A 17,740-nucleotide genomic window follows, 5' to 3' on the forward strand; every position below is an offset into this window, starting at 1 on the left:
CCATTCTTTTGCCAGGTTTGTGAAATCGGAATTTTTTTGCGAAAAAAGGTTTACGTCAGGCGTAACTTCCGATATTATAAGCGTAATGTAAGAACCGTTAATTTGAAATGCGATGAAGAGAAGAGTAGGTAAAGGAAGCATTTCCCAGAGAGCTCCGTCCGCTGAAAAGGAGCATTGAGTCCTTTATTGAATAAAGCCTCTGAGCAGCACACCGGAACCCGATGTTCAAGGAGAGGATGGTGTGCCAGGAGCTCCTGTTACAGAGCTAGAGTATATGCATCCGTTGATTGATGCCGTACTCGAAGAGGCTAAAATGGCGACATTTTAGCGAATCTGGGGTGGTACCACGAGTATGATATCTCGTCCCTAAGACGGCAGTCTTGGGGGTGGGATTTTTTATTTTTTCGTCATGATCCTGTAAATATCGCTGCTCACAGGCGGATGGGCACACCAATTCAAACGGTTTGAATAGTGTCTAATAGACGGTTTAACGAGCCACGCCTGTCACCATAGTATTTGTTTAGCAGACAACTTCTCATACTCTACTTCGAAAGGATTGGAATCACTCATGTCACAAAAACTTAAAGTCGGTATTGTCGGTGGAACCGGCATGGTTGGCCAGCGTTTCGTACAGCTCTTGGATCAGCATCCCTGGTTCCAGGTGACCGCGATTGCGGCAAGCAGCAGTTCCGCCGGTAAAACCTATGAAGAATCGGTGCAGGGAAGATGGAAACTGGCAACGCCGATTCCCGAGGACGTCAAGCAAATTGTCGTTCAGGACGCTTCGAAAGTCGAAGAGGTTGCGTCGGGAGTTGACTTTGTTTTCTGCGCCGTGGATATGAAGAAGGACGAAATCAAAGCGCTTGAAGAAGCGTATGCCAAAACGGGTACGCCTGTTATTTCGAACAACTCCGCTCACCGGTGGACGCCTGACGTGCCTATGGTGATTCCGGAAATCAATCCAGGCCACATCGGCGTAATTGAAGCGCAAAGACAGCGGCTCGGTACCAAGACCGGGTTTATCGCGGTCAAACCGAATTGCTCGATCCAGAGTTATGTGCCGCAGCTGAACGCGCTGCTTGATTTTAAACCGACTCAGGTGGTTGCGTCGACTTACCAGGCGATCTCCGGCGCAGGCAAAAACTTTACGGACTGGCCGGAAATGCTGGATAACGTCATTCCTTACATTGGCGGTGAGGAAGAGAAGAGCGAGCAGGAGCCGCTGCGCATTTGGGGCAGCATCGACAACGGGCAAATCGTTAAGGCGTCCTCTCCGATCATCACGACCCAGTGCATCCGCGTTCCTGTGACAGACGGGCATTTGGCGACCGTGTTCGTCTCTTTTGAGAAAAAGACGTCGAAGGAAGAAATTATTGAGCGCTGGCGGGCGTATCAAGGAAGACCGCAGGAATTGGGCCTTCCAAGCGCACCGAAGCAGTTCATTACGTATTTTGAGGAAGAAAATCGTCCGCAGACGAAGCTGGATCGCGATATTGAACGCGGCATGGGCGTTTCGGCAGGCAGACTGCGCGAGGATTCCATTTATGATTTCAAATTCGTGGGTCTTTCGCATAATACGCTGCGCGGCGCCGCAGGCGGGGCTGTGCTGATTGCCGAACTGCTGAAGGAAGAAGGATATATTCAAGCCAAGTAACAAGTAACAAGGGATCGGATCGGTGTATCCGGTCCTTTTTATTTGTTTACACGAACTTTAGGACAAGTTCTCTAAATCCCTGACCGTATCTGTCAGTAATTATCGTCTATACTGATAATAGTTGCGAGTGAATGAATCATATATACGAGTTGTGATGAAGGGGAGGACGAGAATGGAAAAATACGCTATGTTCGGCAAACTGACGGCAAAGCCGGGGCAGCGCGATGAACTCGCGAGAATGATGCTGGAATCCAGCGGGACGCTGGAGGATATGGAAGGCTGCATCTATTATATCCTGCATGAAGCGGAGGACAATCCGGACGATCTTTGGATTACGGAACTATGGGAAAGCAAGGAAGCTCACGCGGCCTCGTTGAAGAATGAGAAGGTGCTGGAGCTCATCGGACGCTGCAGGCACCTCATTGCTGAAGCCGGCGGCATCAAGGTCCGGCCGATCGGAGGCAAAGGATTCTGATTCCTGATATAAACCATGTATGACAGCAAACCGCGGATGCCGCGGTTTTTTTGTTATCCGGGGAGCGCGATGCATAACACCGCATGCCCTCGTACATAGTATAAGCGAACTCTACTCAACATTTGGAGGCATTACACAACATGAACGTTCAAAGAGCGCAGGAAATCGCATCCTCGCCAGTCATGGCAAACGTACTGCTGGATGGAACCCCCATCTATATACAGCATGTGGACGAGCTGAGCGAAACCGCACGTGTCTATCCGCTCGACAATCCGGAAGCTGAGCGGGAAGTACCGCTGTATTCATTAGAGGAGCAGGATCATTTTCTGGGATAAAAAGGAGAGAATTGCGATGAAAGAAGTGCCTAAACAAAATGAAAAAGAGGCGGATCGGTTGAACGACTATGACGTCACCGATGATGTGGTACGGGAAGTTCCCGCCACGACGGATGCCAGTGAAGCTGTTGCGGCCATGACTTCGCACATTAATAAGTATGATGTGCCCGATGAGCTGGAGGAAAAATAACGACAAAGCTGTTAAAGCGTACAGGCGAGCCTGTGCGCTTTATTGTTGTTCCCGATCAAATGTATTTACTTTTTACGCAAGAATAGCAATCGGGAATAAATCCGGCTCATGATGATTTGATAGAATCAGCATGAGAACGAGTGTTTTTGATCACATTTCAAAAGGGAGAGATGGACGATGATTCAATGGGGAGCCAAAAACATCGATGTCATCACGTTGTTTGTGGAAGATCTGCTGGAGGCCAAATCATTCTATGAGCGGGTATTCGGCCTTTCCTCCGTCTACGAGGACGACAACTCGGCAGTATATAACTTCGGGAACATGACCGTCAACCTGCTGAAAATAACCGAAGCGGACGAGCTTACGCATCCGGCTCCGGTGGCAGACCGCGGGGCGGGAGCGAGGTTTGTGTTCACAATCCGCGTTGATGACGTAGATGCATTGTGCACAGAGCTGAATTCAGCCGGCGTTGCCCTGCTGAACGGGCCGATGGACCGCCCATGGGGAATCCGTACGGCAAGTTTCCAGGATCCGGGCGGGCACATCTGGGAAATCGCGCAGGAGCTGCGTTGATTCCTTCCGAAATGGATTGCAGGGAGCTGAGGAAGACGAATTAAGCTTAGAGATGATGATATGCTGAACCTCATACGCTTAACCTCATACGCTGAACCCAATGGGTCGGCGTATTTTTTTCGTTGACTAACCGTTCAACCAATAGTAATATGATGACATAATCAGGTAAATGATGGATGGAGGGATCCGGGATGGATTTGTATTATGAGATTCATGGCAGTGGAAAGCCCGTCATTTTTATACACAGCGGAGGCACGGACAGCAGGCTGTGGTCATTCTTGGCACCATTAGTCGCCAAAGATTACCAGGTCATTACTTATGACGGCCGGGGTGCAGGCAAATCTCCTTCTCCCAAGGAACCGGCGAACTACGTCGAAGACTTGCATGAGCTGATGGATGACCTTCACCTGGATACCGCCGTCCTCATCGGCCATTCAGGAGGTGGCCAAATCGCCACCGATTTCAGCCTTCAATACCCGAATCGTGTTTCGGGCTTGGTGCTCATCGGCCCATCGTTGACGGGCTATAAGCCATCACCGGAGTTTGAGCGCTGGATGAGTGAGGTGAACGCGGCCGCCCCCGATGCCGATAAAATCATGGAGCTTGCGTTCAGCGCTCCGCTGTACCGGGTCGTGATGTCCAGTCCGCAGCGCCGATTGATGATTGACATGTTCAGGCATCACCTGACCAAGACAGCCGAGTGGGGGAGCTTCGAATCCGTTTGGCCGCAGCCTCCGGCCATCGGTCGATTGGAAGACCTTCACGTAAAAACCCTGTTTATGATCGGTGATAATGAGATCCCGGATAATGAACGCGTCGCTGAGCTGTTCCGGAGCTTGCCGAATGTTCATTATGTCCAAATTCCTGGGGCGGACCATATGATGCCCTTAACCCATCCGGAGATGATGTACAGCTATATTACCGAGTTTTTGGAGGAGAGACGTTAAATGCCGCGCACCCAGGAAGAGAATGAACGAATACGTCAGCAGGCCAAGGCGAAGATCCGGGAAGCAGCCATAGACCTTTTTATGAGAAAAGGTTACCATGCCACCTCGATCGATGACGTCTCCAAACACGCCGGCGTGTCCAAAGGGCTTCTATACAACTACTACAAAGGGAAAGAAGAATTGCTCAGTGCCATGGTCGAAGCCAGAATCGGGGAATTGATACAGGTCATGGAGAAGGCAGAGGCATTGGAAACGCCGGCAGAGCAGCTGAAACATATCGTTGAAGGGGCCGTCGATAATGTGCGGCGTTCTCCTGAGGTGTTCCGGTTCTATCTGCACCTGCAGACCCAGCCGGAAGCCGATGAAACCGTCGCCAAATACGGCAAGCTCCTGATTGAGGAAAGTGCCCGCCAGTTTCAAATCCAGTGCCGCATGTTCGAAAAACTGGGAGCATCCGACCCGGTAGCGAGGTCATTGTACTTTTCGTCCGCACTGCAGGGGATCATGCTCATGATCTCGACTTATCCGGATCAATTTCCGGTCGAGGCTATGAAGCGGCAAATCATCGAGGATTTCTGCCAAATTTAGCGCCAAATGTATGACGGTAATCACCCGCCTTTTATAAATCCAAATGAACCGGGAACAGCTGCTGATGCAGCTGTTTTTTGCTGATCGAGTTCGTGTCTTAGGGGTGCGTTTAAACGATAAAATTTATTAATACAGCTGGTAACTATCGGATAAAAACGAATAGAAATACTTCATGAAAGCTTTTTTGCCAGCAGAGGTGTTTTTCTCTATCAATCTATTGACTTCTACGTTTAATGACCATATAATCAACTAAAGTGACCCGACGTGTAAGGAGACCTGACATGGTAATTATCGATGAAGTGTACCGCAATATCAGTTTTGATATGCCGGAACAGGAATTATTCACTTTACTTGAACGCGTTAAAGCGACAAAAGAAGAAGACGTAGAAGAGTTAAAAAACAAAATCGATAAATACGAGCAGAAACGCCGGGCGGAAGAGGCACTGTATCAATCCATGTCCCCGATCCGGCGATTGTTTACAGGGCGGCCAGCCAGCCATCATCAGGCAGTTGAGTATATGGTCCATGTCAAAGAACGGTTCAAGAAGATCGACGCGATAAAGCGCAGTATTCGGGAACTGGATCAGGTGCTTGATAGGCTGCGTTTACCGATAAGGGATTCAAACGAGGTATTTCTGTCTCCTGAGCTGATCCGGGAAATCAGACTGCTTCAGGAAATGGAGGCTTCACAGGAATGAATTTAACGCTTGAATCTTTAGGTACGGGAATGGATACCGTATGGGTCGTTCTCAGCGCCGCTATGATTCTGTTGATGGAGGGCGGATTCGCCCTGCTTGAGGCAGGATTTGTTCGTTACAAGAACAGTGTCAACATTATTATGAAGGTGTTCGCCGATATCACGATCGGTACGTTGGTTTTTTATGTATTCGGATTTGCGCTCATGTACGGAAAGGACGCCGGAGGGATCATCGGGACGAGCGGATTTGTCCTTGGGGGCGATTTATCCCACCTCCAGCTGCCAGTGTCGCTGGATACGTATTGGCTGTTCCAGGCGGCCTTCACCATCGCGGTCATCTCGATCGTTTCGGGTGCTGTTGCCGAGCGGATCAATTTTAGAGCCTATTTGCTGTACATCGTCCTGATGACCGGCCTGATCTATCCGATCGGCGGCCACTGGGCCTGGGGCGGCGGATGGCTGACGAAGCTCGGCATGCAGGATTTTGCCGGCTCTGCCGTCATTCACGCGCTCGGCGGCTTCTCGGCCCTGGCGTCTGCGCTGATCGTGGGTCCCCGGAAAGGCAAATTCAATAAAGCGGGTGCCAGCACGATCGCCCTGCCCAGCAACCTGCCTCTCGCTTCGGTAGGGGCTTTCCTTCTCTGGTTTGGCTGGTTTGGCTTCAATGCGGGCAGCACGCTCAGTGCGACCGATGTCCGCATCGGACATATTGCGTTGACAACGATGCTGTCTGCCGCTTCCGGCGGAGCGGTCACACTGGTGTATACGCTGTTCCGCTACCAGCGCTCCGACGCGCCATCCGTGATTAACGGCTCCTTGGCAGGTCTGGTCGGAATTACGGCCGGATGCGCTTTTGTCAGCGACAGCGCCGCCATCCTGATCGGTGCGATCTCGGGACTGCTTATGATGGCGGCAACGAGCTGGCTGGAGGGACGCCGCATTGACGATCCCGTCGGCGCCTTCCCGGTCCACGCCGTATCCGGTGCGTGGGGAACCCTTGCCGTTGGTCTGTTCGCGACAGACGGGGGCCTCTTTTACAGCGGCAGCTGGCATTTGCTTGGCGTTCAGGCGCTAGGACTGGCTGCGCTGGCGGCATGGGGGTTTGTCCTTACTTGGGTCGGCCTTAAGCTGATTGGTCTCCTCGTCCCTGTTCGTTCCAGCGAGGAGGAAGAGGAAATCGGCCTCGACATCAGTTATCACGGCATTATGGCAGCGGACCGGTCCCACGAGTTTATCGATCATGAAGTCCGCTATTCAATGAGTGAAGAACATCGGAATGTATAGCTGTTTGTATTGTTCAAGTGGAACACTTCGAAGCACTGCCCTCGAAGTGTTCTTTTTTATTTTGCAGCATTTATTTAGATTCCGGCATTGCGTCTAAGCACCACACCGCCATATTCCAAGTTAGCAATCAGTAAGAAACGGAAAGTGATCCGCTATGATACGCTGATCTGGAAGAGTTAACAATACATAGTGAAAGGAAGTAATCAAGATGGGCGTATTGAAACCTTTTATTTACTCGGAAGATGCAAGAAGTCAGGCGGATTTCTATATCCGTTCGCTTGGCGGCAACTTAGAATCCGTTATCACTCATGGGGAGTCGATGGGAGTACAGAATGACTTGCAGGATAAAGTGATTCATATGTGCTTATCGGTAGCCGGAGGCAACTATATTTTTATGTCGGACTCAATGGAATCGAATCTTCAAGGCAACAATATGTCGCTGAATATCGACTACCCTTCGTCAGACGAAGCCCGAGAGGCATTCTCGAAGCTTGCCGATGGAGGTCACGTCATTTATCCGTTTGAACAGCAGCCGTTCGGGTTGCACCTTGGCGAACTTACGGACCGGTTCGGTGTCCGCTGGATGATTACTGCACCGTCCGTATCTACCCAATCCTAAGCGTTCCACAATTCAATAGGCCGTTTCCGGAACCCCCCCGCTTGAACCTTAAGGTTTAAGCAGGGGTTATTTTGTTTGTTCCGGCAAATTCCCGTTGGTGGGTACTTCTGTTATTTCAATGAGCGGAGTTCTCTATCGGGCTGTAGAGTTATGCCTGTAATGTGAAGGAGTCAGGCCGACAATCTGTTTGAATTTCCGGTGAAAATGAGGCATACTGTCAAACCCGCAGGCCGGGGCGATGCTGCTGATGCTGTCGTCGGTGTGAAGCAGCAGCTCTTTGGCCCGGATCACCCGTTTGACGTTGATGTAATCCGTTACGCTCATCCCGGTCAACTGTTTGAACACGCGGCTGAAATGGGCGGAGCTAACGGAAGCGAGCCGGCTTAAAGAGCTTAGGCTGATCTGCTCGCAGTAATGCCCATCGATATACAGCAAGCTTTGCCGCATCCAGTTCGGACCAACGAACGGGCTGCGGGAGCCGCTGCTTCCTGCACTTTGTTCCCTGTGGATCAGGAGCAATAGGTACTGAACGTACAGCGCAATCGAGTGGCGGTAGCCCGGGGGTTGCCCCGTGAGCTCGGACTGAATGGCGGCCAGCTTGTCTTCGAGCTGCGACTCCAGCGCAGCGGGGCATTCCAGCCTATAAGCATGGTTCAAACTGCAGCTGTCAAAGCACTGTAAGTAAGAAAAGGATTCTCCCAAAGAAGATTGCCGGACGAGTTCGGGACTAAAAAACACGGCAGTGGACGTAACCGGATCGTCTTTGTCCGGGAACGCCTGGTGGATCGTGCTGCCGGGGATGATGAACAGATCCCCGCGGCGCATTTCGTAAATCGTCCGGTCGATAAAAAAGGAGCCCATGCCTGAGTGGACATACACCAGCTCATGCCAATCGTGAAGGTGATGCGGCAGTTCCAGCTGCGCCGTCTTTCGGTCGCGGTAATTGAATGAGAAAGGAAATTCCGGCTGCGCGTCAAATTGTTTGCGAATGGGATTCATAGCGTTGCCCCTTGAGCTTATTGGGAACCATCAGCCGAACCGTCACCTTCCGTAAACGATTCATAACAGAAGAGGAGGGACAGCAAATGGGTTCGTTGTCTTGAAGATATCAAAATCGGATATGATTGTGCAAGATTTCGTTCTTTTAGAACCGATCCATAGTTGTTATATTGAGAAAAGAACATCGGTTTACAAGAATGGAGGGAATTGCAATGCGAATAGACGCTCACCAGCATTACTGGAGTATCGCCCGGGACGACTACGGCTGGATTACGCCGTCCATTCCTGTCCTGTACCGGGATTATCAGCCGTCGGATCTGCTTCCGCATCTGGCAGAACATCATCTCGACGGAACGATCCTCGTGCAAGCTGCACCAACGTATGAAGAAACCGATTATATTCTTGAACTCGCGGCACACGATGATCGGGTTCTGGGCGTGGTCGGATATATGGATCTCGCGGATGATGATCACAAGGACCATTTTGAGCGCTTCGCGCAGCATCCCAAATTCGTCGGCTTCCGCCTCATGATCCAGGATATGGAGGATGCAGATGCGATCCTGGAACCTTCATACGCTGCTTCGCTCAAACACTATGCGAGCCTTGGCGTTCCGGTCGACCTGCTCGTCCGGTCCGATCAATTGGATACGCTGGTCCGGCTGATCGAGCAAATTCCGAATCTGCATGCGGTGATCGACCATCTGGCGAAACCGCGAATCGCAGCAGGGGAAATGGAGCCTTGGGCCGGATCCATGAAAAGGCTGGCGTCTTACCCGAACCTGTACTGCAAGCTGTCCGGCATGGTGACCGAGGCGGACCATGACGGCTGGAAGCCGGATCAGCTTACGCCTTATGTCCGTCATGTTCTGGACTGTTTTGGCGCAGACCGGGTGATGTTCGGCAGCGACTGGCCGGTATGCCTGATGGCTTCGAGCTACGACGGTGTCATGGATGCTCTTATGAAGACGCTTCCACCAACTTGGGGGGCCAATGAGAGTTTGAAATTGTTCGGTGGCAACGCCGCAGCATTTTACCGGCTGAAGAATAAGAAAAGATGACACGCATTGCTGCGGGGAAACGACTGAATAGAAGGGTTGGGTGAAACCGAAATGAAATACCGGAAACTAGGAAAAACGGGTCTGGAAGTATCGGCGCTCAGTTTTGGCGCCTCCTCGTTAGGCTCCGTATTCCGTGATACGGATGAGCAGGAGAGCCTGCGAACCGTCCACGAGGTGATCGACAGCGGGATCAATTACATTGACGTCTCGCCTTATTACGGATTGACTAAAGCCGAAACGGTGCTCGGCAAGGCGCTTAAGGACATTCCGCGCGACCGGTACCTGCTGTCAACCAAGGCCGGACGATACGGGGAGAACGAATTCGATTTTTCCCATAACCGGATTGTGACGAGTCTCGATGAAAGCCTGAAGCGGCTGCACGTGGATGAAGTGGATATTCTGTTCCTCCATGATATCGAGTTCGTCCCGGCGCAAATCATCCTGGAGGAAGCCATCCCTGCGCTGGAAAAGCTCAAGCAGGCGGGCAAAATCCGGTTTGCCGGCATATGCGGACTGCCGCTAGCGCTGTTTGAAACGCTGCTGCCGCAAATCGATGTCGATGCGATCATTTCCTACTGCCATTATTCGCTGAATGACACCAGTCTGCTGGACTTGCTGCCGCTTCTTGAAGAGAGGAATACGGGACTCGTTAACGCCTCACCTATCTCCATGGGACTGCTGAGCACCCGGGGAACGCCTGCTTGGCATCCGGCCGATCCGGAAATCAAGGAGGCGTGTTTGAAGGCGGCACAGTTCTGCGCGGACCAAGGGGAGGATATCGCGAAGCTCGCGGTGCAGTTTTCCACTTCCAATGAGCGCATACCCACCACGCTGGTCAGCACAGCCAATCCGGGAAATATCCGCAGGAATGCTTCCTGGGTGGATGAGCCGGTGGATGAGCGTCTGCTAAGCGAAGTACTCGCCATTTTGGAGCCTGTGCATAACCGGACCTGGACGAGCGGAAGGCCCGAATATAACGCGAAAATAGGGGAGGCGTGAGATGAAAGGCATCATATGTTCAGCCGTCGGCCGATTTGACATGGCGCTGGATCTGCCGGAGCCCGTGATGGAGCCGGGGCATGCGGTGGTCGAGATCAAGCGGGTCGGGATTTGCGGAACCGATCTGCACGCATTCCGTGGCAACCAGCCATTTTTTACTTATCCGAGAATTCTTGGCCATGAGCTGGCAGGTATCATTATGGAAATCGGCCCTAACTGTGATGGGCTTGAAGCCGGCGATCAGGTGAGCATCATCCCTTATTTGCACTGCGGGACATGCATTGCCTGCCGGAGCGGGAAGACCAACTGCTGTACGGATATGCAGGTCCTTGGCGTTCATACGGACGGCGGCATGCGTGAGCGGATTGCCGTTCCGGTGACCCACTTGATTCGCACGAACGGGTTGACGCTGGACCAGACCTCGGTCATTGAACCGCTGGCCATAGGTGCCCATGCCGTGCGAAGATCGGGGCTGGTGGCCGGCGAGACGGCGCTCGTCATCGGGGGCGGGCCGATTGGGCTCGGGGTCATGGCCTTTGCAAAGGCCAGCGGTGCCCATGTGCTCGCGATGGATGTGAATGACGAACGCCTGGCTTTCTGCAAGCAATGGATTGAGGCGGATGCGCTGGTGAACGCATTGCAGAATCCCGATGAACAAATTGCGGCGGCCTGCGGCGGTGAGCTGCCTTCGGTGGTGTTTGACGCTACGGGGAACGCACAGTCGATGACTGACGCGTTCCGTTATACCGCCCATGGCGGAAGATTGGTCTATGTCGGATTGGTCAAAGCGGATATCCGGTTCCACGATCCGGAATTCCATAAACGGGAGCTGACGCTGCTGGCCAGCCGCAACGCAACGCGCGAAGACTTTATGCACGTGCTGCATACGATCCGGTCCGGCGGGATCGACGTCGCCCCATACGTCACACACCGGTCCGCATTTGACGATATGATTGAACAATTTAACCATTGGCTGGACCCGGCTGCCAAGGTCATCAAAGCGATGGTAGATATGTAGGCTTATAGCTGGATGGAGTACAAAAGAGAACGGCCGTCTTTAAAGACGGTCGTTTTTCTCAACTTAGCGGTGATTGGCAGGAACAAGCCGCAGGCGGCTGACTCATTCGATATCCATGAAAGGTCAGGTGGTTCCATGAAACAGGTGTGGCTGAACATTTCGCCGGTATTTCGCAGATTCCTTATGTCTTATCTGATCGTGCTGATGATCCCGCTGATTGCGGGATATGTGTCTTACCGGACGTCGATCGATGTAGCGGAGCAAAGTTCCCTGAAGACCAGCATCATGACGCTGCAGCAGAGCAAGGATCTGATGGAGCGCAGGCTCGCGGAAGTACAGGGCTTTACCAAACAGCTCGCCATTAATCAGGATTTAGCCAGGCTCATGACTTCGCATTCGGACGAGCAGAATTACGACGTATACGGTCTGTGGAAAATGATGCGGGATATCGCAAGCTACAGTCAAACCAACGACTTCCTTTCGAATTTTTACATCTACCTCCGCAACAGCCATCTGGTGCTTACGCCAAGCACGGTCTATTACCGGCCGGAGATGTTTTACGAATCGAACCATTATGAAGGCATGACCTTTGAGAGTTGGAAAAAGAACTTTCTCGAGAAGAGCAACCTCAGCATGGTCGTTCCCCAGCACGATTACGTGACAAAGACACATCAGCAAACGGTGGTTACCTTCGTGCAAGCCTTGCCCCTGAACAGCTTCGATACACCTCTCGCCTCCGTCGTGGTGCTGATCGATACGAAGAAAATGTCCACATACCTATCAGGGATAACCAATCAGTATGGAGGATGGGCATTCGTCAGGAACCATGATGGGGAAACAGTCCTGTCTGAGGGGATCACTGGCAGCGACATAGCCAAAATCCGAAATATTCCTTCAGGTAAACCCGGCGATATCAGCCGTGCGGCGGATGACATGCTGCTCATATCCATCCGGGATGAATTAAGCGGCTGGGTCTACACGGCTGGCGTCCCGAAATCCGCCCTCATGATTAACGCAAACCGGATCAAGAACATCACCGGAATACTTACCGCGATTTCATTGATTTCCGGACTTGTCATCGGACTTGTGCTGGCATACCGGAGCAGCGCTCCGATCAACAATCTGATAAATTCACTCAAGAAACAGCTTGGATTGGAACTTAGTACAGGTATCCAAGATTACGATTTTATCGCTGGAAACATTTCAAGCCTGATTGCGAGCAACAGACAGCTGGAACAAGAGCTCCACAACCAGGTGCCGTTGATCCGCGACGCTTTCATCAAACGGCTGTTGGTCGGAGAATTTTACAACGAAGAAGAACTGGCCGCTGCTTCCGCACAAGCGGGTGTGAACATTAAGGGTGAAGCAGGTTACGCCGGCCTGGCTAAAATCAACACCTATGGCGGTTCAGACAGCCGCGAATCGCTTGCGGTATCCAGTGTGGCCCGCCTTATTGTGCGTCAGTCCCTCGTGGAGGCCGAGCCCGATATGCTGGTAACGGATTGGGGTCAGGACAAGCTCGCCTTTTTGCTGCTGCGCACAAGCAAGCTGGCCCCGGATGAGGCTTTGGTGATACAAAGGCTGCAAGATCTGGCGGGCACGCTGTTCAGCCATTATCACATGCCTGTCCAGTTCGGAATGGGGAGGCCCTTCGAGGCGCTGGCGGATGTCGGGCGCTCGTTCGGTGAAGCGGCTGAGGCTCTGGATTATGCAACATTCACCGATGAGGGCGGCGTCATTCGGTATGAGGATTCAAGCAGGGACGCGTCGTTATTTTATTATCCGATCGAAACGGAAACGCGGCTGCTGAACACGATCAAATCAGGAGATGGCAAGGAAGCGATGCGGATCCTCGAACACATTGCCGTACGGAATTTTCAGGAGAGGGAGCTGTCCCGTGAAATGACAGAGCAGCTGATCGGCGAACTTAAGGGAACGATGCTCAAACTGCTGGATCAAAAGGCGGGAGATGATCATGAGTTCACAGACAACCTCCAGTACCGCATAGCTCAAATCCAGCCGTTTGAAGGGATTGACAGGCTTCTTGGGCAAATGGGCGAAATGATCGGCCTCTATTGTTCGATGATCGAGGAGAAAAAGAACGCCCTGCATCATCAGACGGTACGGCAGGTGAAGGATTATCTTGAGTCTGCGTACGGGGATGCGGACTTGACGCTGTACCACATCGCCAAGCAGGTTGGAAGGCCGGAAAAGTACGTCTCCACGGTATTCAAGGAAAGCGAGGGAGAGCCTTGGTTCGATTACCTGGAACGGCTGCGCATCGATAAAGCGTCCGAGCTGCTGCTGAACCGGGCTTTGAAAATCGACGATATTGCCGAAAGGGTCGGCTATAACAGCGCACATTCATTCCGGCGGGCATTCAAGCGGGTCCGGGGGATCTCCCCGAGCATGTTCAGGGAGGCGGCCGAATTAGGAGACTCGCATTGATTCAGTATCGATAGAATGCGCTTTCATCGCAAAATGTACGCTTGATCGCGGATTGTACGGTCGGGTTGTGGATGCATCCGCCGCAATTGTACCTTTACGGTCGTGGCGCGGAGATTTTACCATGAATTCTGTAAGCGCTACCATTACAAACGGCTCCGGAGTCGTAACGTGAAGGGGGAATATGCTTGTGAAGGCTGTATCGGTTCAGCCGCAGACGGAGACCCGGGAGAGGAGCACTTCCAAAAATTATTGGAAGGAAGCCAAGAAAAGTCTGAGGAAGCACTGGCAGCTGTATTTACTGGTGATACCGCCGGTCCTGTTCTTTATTCTTTTCAAATACCTCCCGATGGCGAACGCGGTGCTTGCATTCAAGAATTACCAGGTGACCAAAGGGATATGGGGAAGCCCCTGGGTGGGGACGAAGTACTTCGACATGCTGTTTAACAATCCGCAATTCTGGACGCTGATCAAAAACACGTTGTTTCTGTCTCTGTATCAGCTGGCAGCCACTTTTCCGATCCCGATCATTCTGGCCCTGCTGCTCAATGAGGTGCGAAGCCTCCGTTTCAAAAAAGCGGTACAGCTGATTACGTATGCGCCGTTTTTTATTTCGACCGTCGTCATGGTCTCCATTATTATGATCTTCCTGGCTCCGCGGCTCGGACTGCTGAACGTGATTCTAAATGCAATGGGCATGGAATCCACGAATTTTCTCGGAGACCCGACCAAGTTCAGATCCGTTTACGTATGGTCGGAAGTGTGGCAAACCACCGGATACTCCTGCGTCATTTATTTGGCGGCATTGGCTGGCGTGGACCCGTCGCTCTATGAAGCGGCCAAAGTGGACGGGGCTTCCAGGCTGCAAAAAATCATCCATGTGGACATTCCGGGCATTCTGCCGGCCGCCGTCATCATCCTGATCCTAAGCGTCGGCAATATCATGTCGCTGGGCTTTGAGAAAGTATATCTCATGCAGAACCCGTTAAACCTGCAATCTTCAGAGATCATTTCCACGTATGTCTACAAAATCGGTTTGCTGAACGCCAATTACAGCTTTGCCACAGCCGTGGGCTTGTTCAATTCGGTGATTAACCTGATTTTGCTCGTGGCGGTCAATGCCGTCTCGCGGCGGATATCCGAGAACAGCCTGTGGTAATTCAAAATGAACAAGGGAGGAGAGGCCATGGCTGTTATACAGACGACCGGTTCCATATCGCCAAGGAGGAAAATTCGCGAATCGGCAGGAGACCGCGTTTTCCTCAGTATCACCTACGTCCTGCTCAGTTTGATCCTCGTTGCCGTACTTTACCCGCTCATTTATATTGTCAGCTCATCGATCAGCAGCCCGCAGGCCGTCGCATCCGGCAAAGTCTGGCTGTGGCCGGTGGATATCTCATTTGCCGGATATAAAACGGTCTTCAGCAACGACCAGATTCTGGTCGGCTACGGAAACTCACTGTTCTATACCTGCTGCGGGACCTTGATCAGCGTCATCCTGACGGTGGCGATCGCCTATCCGTTATCGAAAAAGACGTTTTTTGGGCGCAATGTGCTCATGATGTTCATCACGTTCACCTTTCTGTTTTCCGGCGGCCTGATTCCTACGTATCTCGTCGTCAAGGGACTTCATCTGATCGATACGAGGTGGGCGCTGCTGCTGCCAAATGCGATCTTTGTATTCCAGGTCATAATTGCCCGCACCTTTTTTAAAGCGTCCATTCCGGAAGAGCTGAACGATGCCGCCGAAATCGACGGCTGCAGCGACATCCGCTTTTTACTCAGCGTCGTCATTCCGCTGTCCAAGCCGATCCTGGCCGTGTTGACGCTGGTGTATGCGGTCGCGCAGTGGAACGCCTTTTTCGACGCGCTGATCTATCTGAAGTCGCAGCATTTGTATCCGCTCCAGCTAACGCTGCGCAGCATTCTGATTCAAAATTTCTCCGGCGGCAATATGGACGCAAGCGAGCAGGTCAAGCGGCAGGAGCTTGCCTATTTGATGAAATATTCTCTCATCGTGGTCGCAAGCCTGCCTGTGCTGATCCTGTATCCCTTTATCCAACGGTATTTCGTTCAAGGGATGCTGATCGGTTCGATTAAGGGCTAAACCGCATAACAGTGGATGACTTTAGCAGGGGAGCTTTTCAATTTTTGATGGAAAAGGGGCGTGTCGTGTTCATGAAGAAACGTGTTTACCGTGGCTGGTTCAGCTTGATTGCACTGGTGCTGGTCCTTGCAGGCTGTTCCGGGGGTGCATCACCGAAAGCTTCAGGAGCGGAGGGCGGATCTGCGGGTACAGGCGGGGAAACCGGAACCGTTCCGATCAGCGTGTTCGTCAATACCGACGGCAACATCGACTATAAAACAAACCTGTTCACCAAAGTGCTGGAGAAAAAAGCTGACGTCAAGCTGCAGTTTACCGAGGTACCTTATGACGGCGCAGCTGAGAAACGCCAAATTTCCCTCGCCAGCGGCGACTACCCTGATTTGTACATGCTGATCCCGTGGGTCGACAAGTTCTCCCAATCGGATCTGGTGAAGTTCGGGCAGCAGGGCGTGATCCTTCCCCTGAACGATTTGATTGATCAATATGCCCCAAATATCAAGAAGGCGCTGGACGACCACCCGGATTACAAAGCGATGTCCATCGCTCCGGACGGCAACATCTACGGGCTGACCATGCTGAACGAATGTTTTCACTGCTCTTACCCCAACAAAATGTGGGTTAACACCAGCTGGCTGAAGAAGCTCAATTTGGAGGTCCCTAAAACGACGGAAGATTTCAAGAAGATGCTGGAAGCCTTCAAGACCAAGGATCCAAACGGCAACGGCAAAGCCGACGAGGTTCCTCTGAGCGGTTCCATCGAAAATTTTGGCGTGCACATTCTGCCTTTTCTAATGAACGGCTTTATCTACGATGACGATAAATACTATCTGACGGTGAATGGCAATAAAGTAGACATCGCAGCCAACAAGCCGGAATGGAAGGAAGGACTTGCCTATGCCAGGTCGCTGTATGCCGAAGGCTTGATTGATCCGGGGGCATTCACACAGAACGCCGACGCGTTCAAGCTGATCGGCAACAATACCGCAACCGAGCTTCTGGGTGCGGGAGCATCGATGCATCCGGCGATATTCACGGATACCGGGGAAGGCAACAAGTACAGCTCCCATTACGACGCCATTCCTCCGCTGCAGGGGCCCCATGCCGCTTATGCCACATTCAACTACCCGGTCGAGCCGGGAGCTACCTTCGTCTTGACCAACAAGGCAAGCAAAGAGGTACAAATCGCTGCTATCAAAATGCTGGACTACATTTATACCGAAGAGGGACAGCTGCTGGGCAACTATGGCGAGGAGGGCAAGGACTGGGTAAAGCCGAAAGATGGAGACGTGCCATTGAATGAAAAGGCGAAACCGATTTTCAAAACGCTGGAGCAGCCGGCGGGCTCCGAGCCGCGAAACAGTGCGTGGGGAGCAACCGCCCAATACGATCATACCCGGGAGTTCCGCGATGGCTGGATTCAGGAAACCGATATTTATAAAAATTCGGGTTATGAGCGCAGATTGCAGGAAGCGACCTACCTGTACGAGAATAAACAACCTAAGGAGGTTTATCCCAATTGGTCGGTCTGGATCGATCCAGCGGCTGCCGACGAGCAAAGCATGCTTCAGCAAAATATTAAGGACTACGTGGATCAAAATGCCCTGCAGTTTGTCACCGGCGCCAAAAACCTGGACAAAGACTGGGATGCCTACGTCAAAGGGTTGGATGCATTAAATCTGAAGCGGTATTTGGAAATCATGCAGCAGGCTTATGACACGACCAAAAAATCAGAATAATACGAACCTTTTTATC

The 17,740-nt window shown here is 52.0% G+C and carries 18 protein-coding genes and 1 other annotated feature; of the genes, 17 read left to right on the top strand and 1 reads right to left on the bottom strand.

All coding sequences use genetic code 11. The annotated features are described in order from the left end of the window. The first annotated feature begins 103 nt into the window (after window positions 1–103). Window positions 104–371 (top strand) — a binding site (T-box leader). Between the two features lie 197 nt (window positions 372–568). The 10 genes from asd (at window position 569) to GCU45_RS31940 (ending at window position 7,362) form a co-directional block, all read left to right on the top strand. Beyond that, on the top strand, window positions 569–1,654 hold the full coding sequence (gene asd / locus GCU45_RS31900; protein ID WP_076166265.1) for an aspartate-semialdehyde dehydrogenase: 1,086 nt from the start codon (window positions 569–571) through the stop codon (window positions 1,652–1,654). A 172-nt stretch (window positions 1,655–1,826) separates the two neighbouring features. Beyond that, on the top strand, window positions 1,827–2,129 hold the full coding sequence (locus tag GCU45_RS31905; RefSeq protein WP_076166262.1) for a putative quinol monooxygenase: 303 nt from the start codon (window positions 1,827–1,829) through the stop codon (window positions 2,127–2,129). A gap of 140 nt (window positions 2,130–2,269) precedes the next feature. Then, complete coding sequence (locus tag GCU45_RS31910) at window positions 2,270–2,464, top strand: small acid-soluble spore protein H (protein WP_076166259.1); 195 nt, start codon at window positions 2,270–2,272, stop codon at window positions 2,462–2,464. Window positions 2,465–2,480: 16 nt separating this feature from the next. Then, window positions 2,481–2,654: a hypothetical protein gene (locus tag GCU45_RS33955; protein WP_163873923.1), complete on the top strand. Its 174-nt coding sequence runs from the start codon at window positions 2,481–2,483 to the stop codon at window positions 2,652–2,654. A gap of 177 nt (window positions 2,655–2,831) precedes the next feature. Next, on the top strand, window positions 2,832–3,227 hold the full coding sequence (locus tag GCU45_RS31915) for a VOC family protein (protein WP_152404035.1): 396 nt from the start codon (window positions 2,832–2,834) through the stop codon (window positions 3,225–3,227). 191 nt (window positions 3,228–3,418) lie between these two features. After that, entirely contained in the window at window positions 3,419–4,174 is a 756-nt protein-coding gene (locus GCU45_RS31920) for an alpha/beta fold hydrolase (protein ID WP_152404037.1), read from the top strand. Further along, window positions 4,175–4,762: a TetR/AcrR family transcriptional regulator gene (locus GCU45_RS31925; protein WP_152404039.1), complete on the top strand. Its 588-nt coding sequence runs from the start codon at window positions 4,175–4,177 to the stop codon at window positions 4,760–4,762. Between the two features lie 281 nt (window positions 4,763–5,043). Beyond that, a complete protein-coding gene (locus GCU45_RS31930) occupies window positions 5,044–5,460 on the top strand; it encodes a hypothetical protein (protein ID WP_152404041.1) in 417 nt (138 codons plus the stop codon). After that, on the top strand, window positions 5,457–6,743 hold the full coding sequence (locus GCU45_RS31935) for an ammonium transporter (protein ID WP_152404043.1): 1,287 nt from the start codon (window positions 5,457–5,459) through the stop codon (window positions 6,741–6,743). The genes GCU45_RS31930 and GCU45_RS31935 overlap by 4 nt, the downstream gene beginning before the upstream one ends. 208 nt (window positions 6,744–6,951) lie before the next feature. Then, window positions 6,952–7,362, top strand: a complete 411-nt coding sequence (locus GCU45_RS31940) for a VOC family protein (protein ID WP_152404044.1) — start codon at window positions 6,952–6,954, stop codon at window positions 7,360–7,362. Window positions 7,363–7,494: 132 nt separating this feature from the next. Here the strand turns inward: GCU45_RS31940 and GCU45_RS31945 are convergent, their stop codons facing one another. Next, window positions 7,495–8,361 (bottom strand): AraC family transcriptional regulator, encoded by an 867-nt coding sequence (locus GCU45_RS31945; RefSeq protein WP_152404046.1) that lies wholly within the window; start codon window positions 8,359–8,361, stop codon window positions 7,495–7,497. A gap of 212 nt (window positions 8,362–8,573) precedes the next feature. On the opposite strand from GCU45_RS31945, the gene GCU45_RS31950 reads away from it, so the two are divergent. The 7 genes from GCU45_RS31950 to GCU45_RS31980 all read left to right on the top strand — a co-directional run bounded on the left by GCU45_RS31950 (window position 8,574) and on the right by GCU45_RS31980 (window position 17,724). Next, complete coding sequence (locus tag GCU45_RS31950) at window positions 8,574–9,419, top strand: amidohydrolase family protein (RefSeq protein ID WP_208837167.1); 846 nt, start codon at window positions 8,574–8,576, stop codon at window positions 9,417–9,419. Between the two features lie 51 nt (window positions 9,420–9,470). Next, complete coding sequence (locus tag GCU45_RS31955) at window positions 9,471–10,418, top strand: aldo/keto reductase (RefSeq protein ID WP_152404048.1); 948 nt, start codon at window positions 9,471–9,473, stop codon at window positions 10,416–10,418. Window position 10,419: 1 nt separating this feature from the next. After that, a complete protein-coding gene (locus GCU45_RS31960) occupies window positions 10,420–11,436 on the top strand; it encodes a zinc-binding alcohol dehydrogenase family protein (RefSeq protein ID WP_152404050.1) in 1,017 nt (338 codons plus the stop codon). Window positions 11,437–11,571: 135 nt separating this feature from the next. Beyond that, window positions 11,572–13,884 (top strand): helix-turn-helix domain-containing protein, encoded by a 2,313-nt coding sequence (locus GCU45_RS31965; RefSeq protein ID WP_152404052.1) that lies wholly within the window; start codon window positions 11,572–11,574, stop codon window positions 13,882–13,884. A gap of 301 nt (window positions 13,885–14,185) precedes the next feature. Beyond that, window positions 14,186–15,040 (top strand): ABC transporter permease, encoded by an 855-nt coding sequence (locus tag GCU45_RS31970; RefSeq protein ID WP_076169336.1) that lies wholly within the window; start codon window positions 14,186–14,188, stop codon window positions 15,038–15,040. Window positions 15,041–15,067: 27 nt separating this feature from the next. After that, a complete protein-coding gene (locus GCU45_RS31975; RefSeq protein WP_152404055.1) occupies window positions 15,068–15,988 on the top strand; it encodes a carbohydrate ABC transporter permease in 921 nt (306 codons plus the stop codon). A 71-nt stretch (window positions 15,989–16,059) separates the two neighbouring features. After that, complete coding sequence (locus tag GCU45_RS31980) at window positions 16,060–17,724, top strand: ABC transporter substrate-binding protein (protein WP_152404057.1); 1,665 nt, start codon at window positions 16,060–16,062, stop codon at window positions 17,722–17,724. Window positions 17,725–17,740: the final 16 nt, after the last annotated feature.

Source organism: Paenibacillus cellulositrophicus (genome assembly GCF_009363095.1).
Classification (GTDB): domain Bacteria; phylum Bacillota; class Bacilli; order Paenibacillales; family Paenibacillaceae; genus Paenibacillus_AQ; species Paenibacillus_AQ favisporus.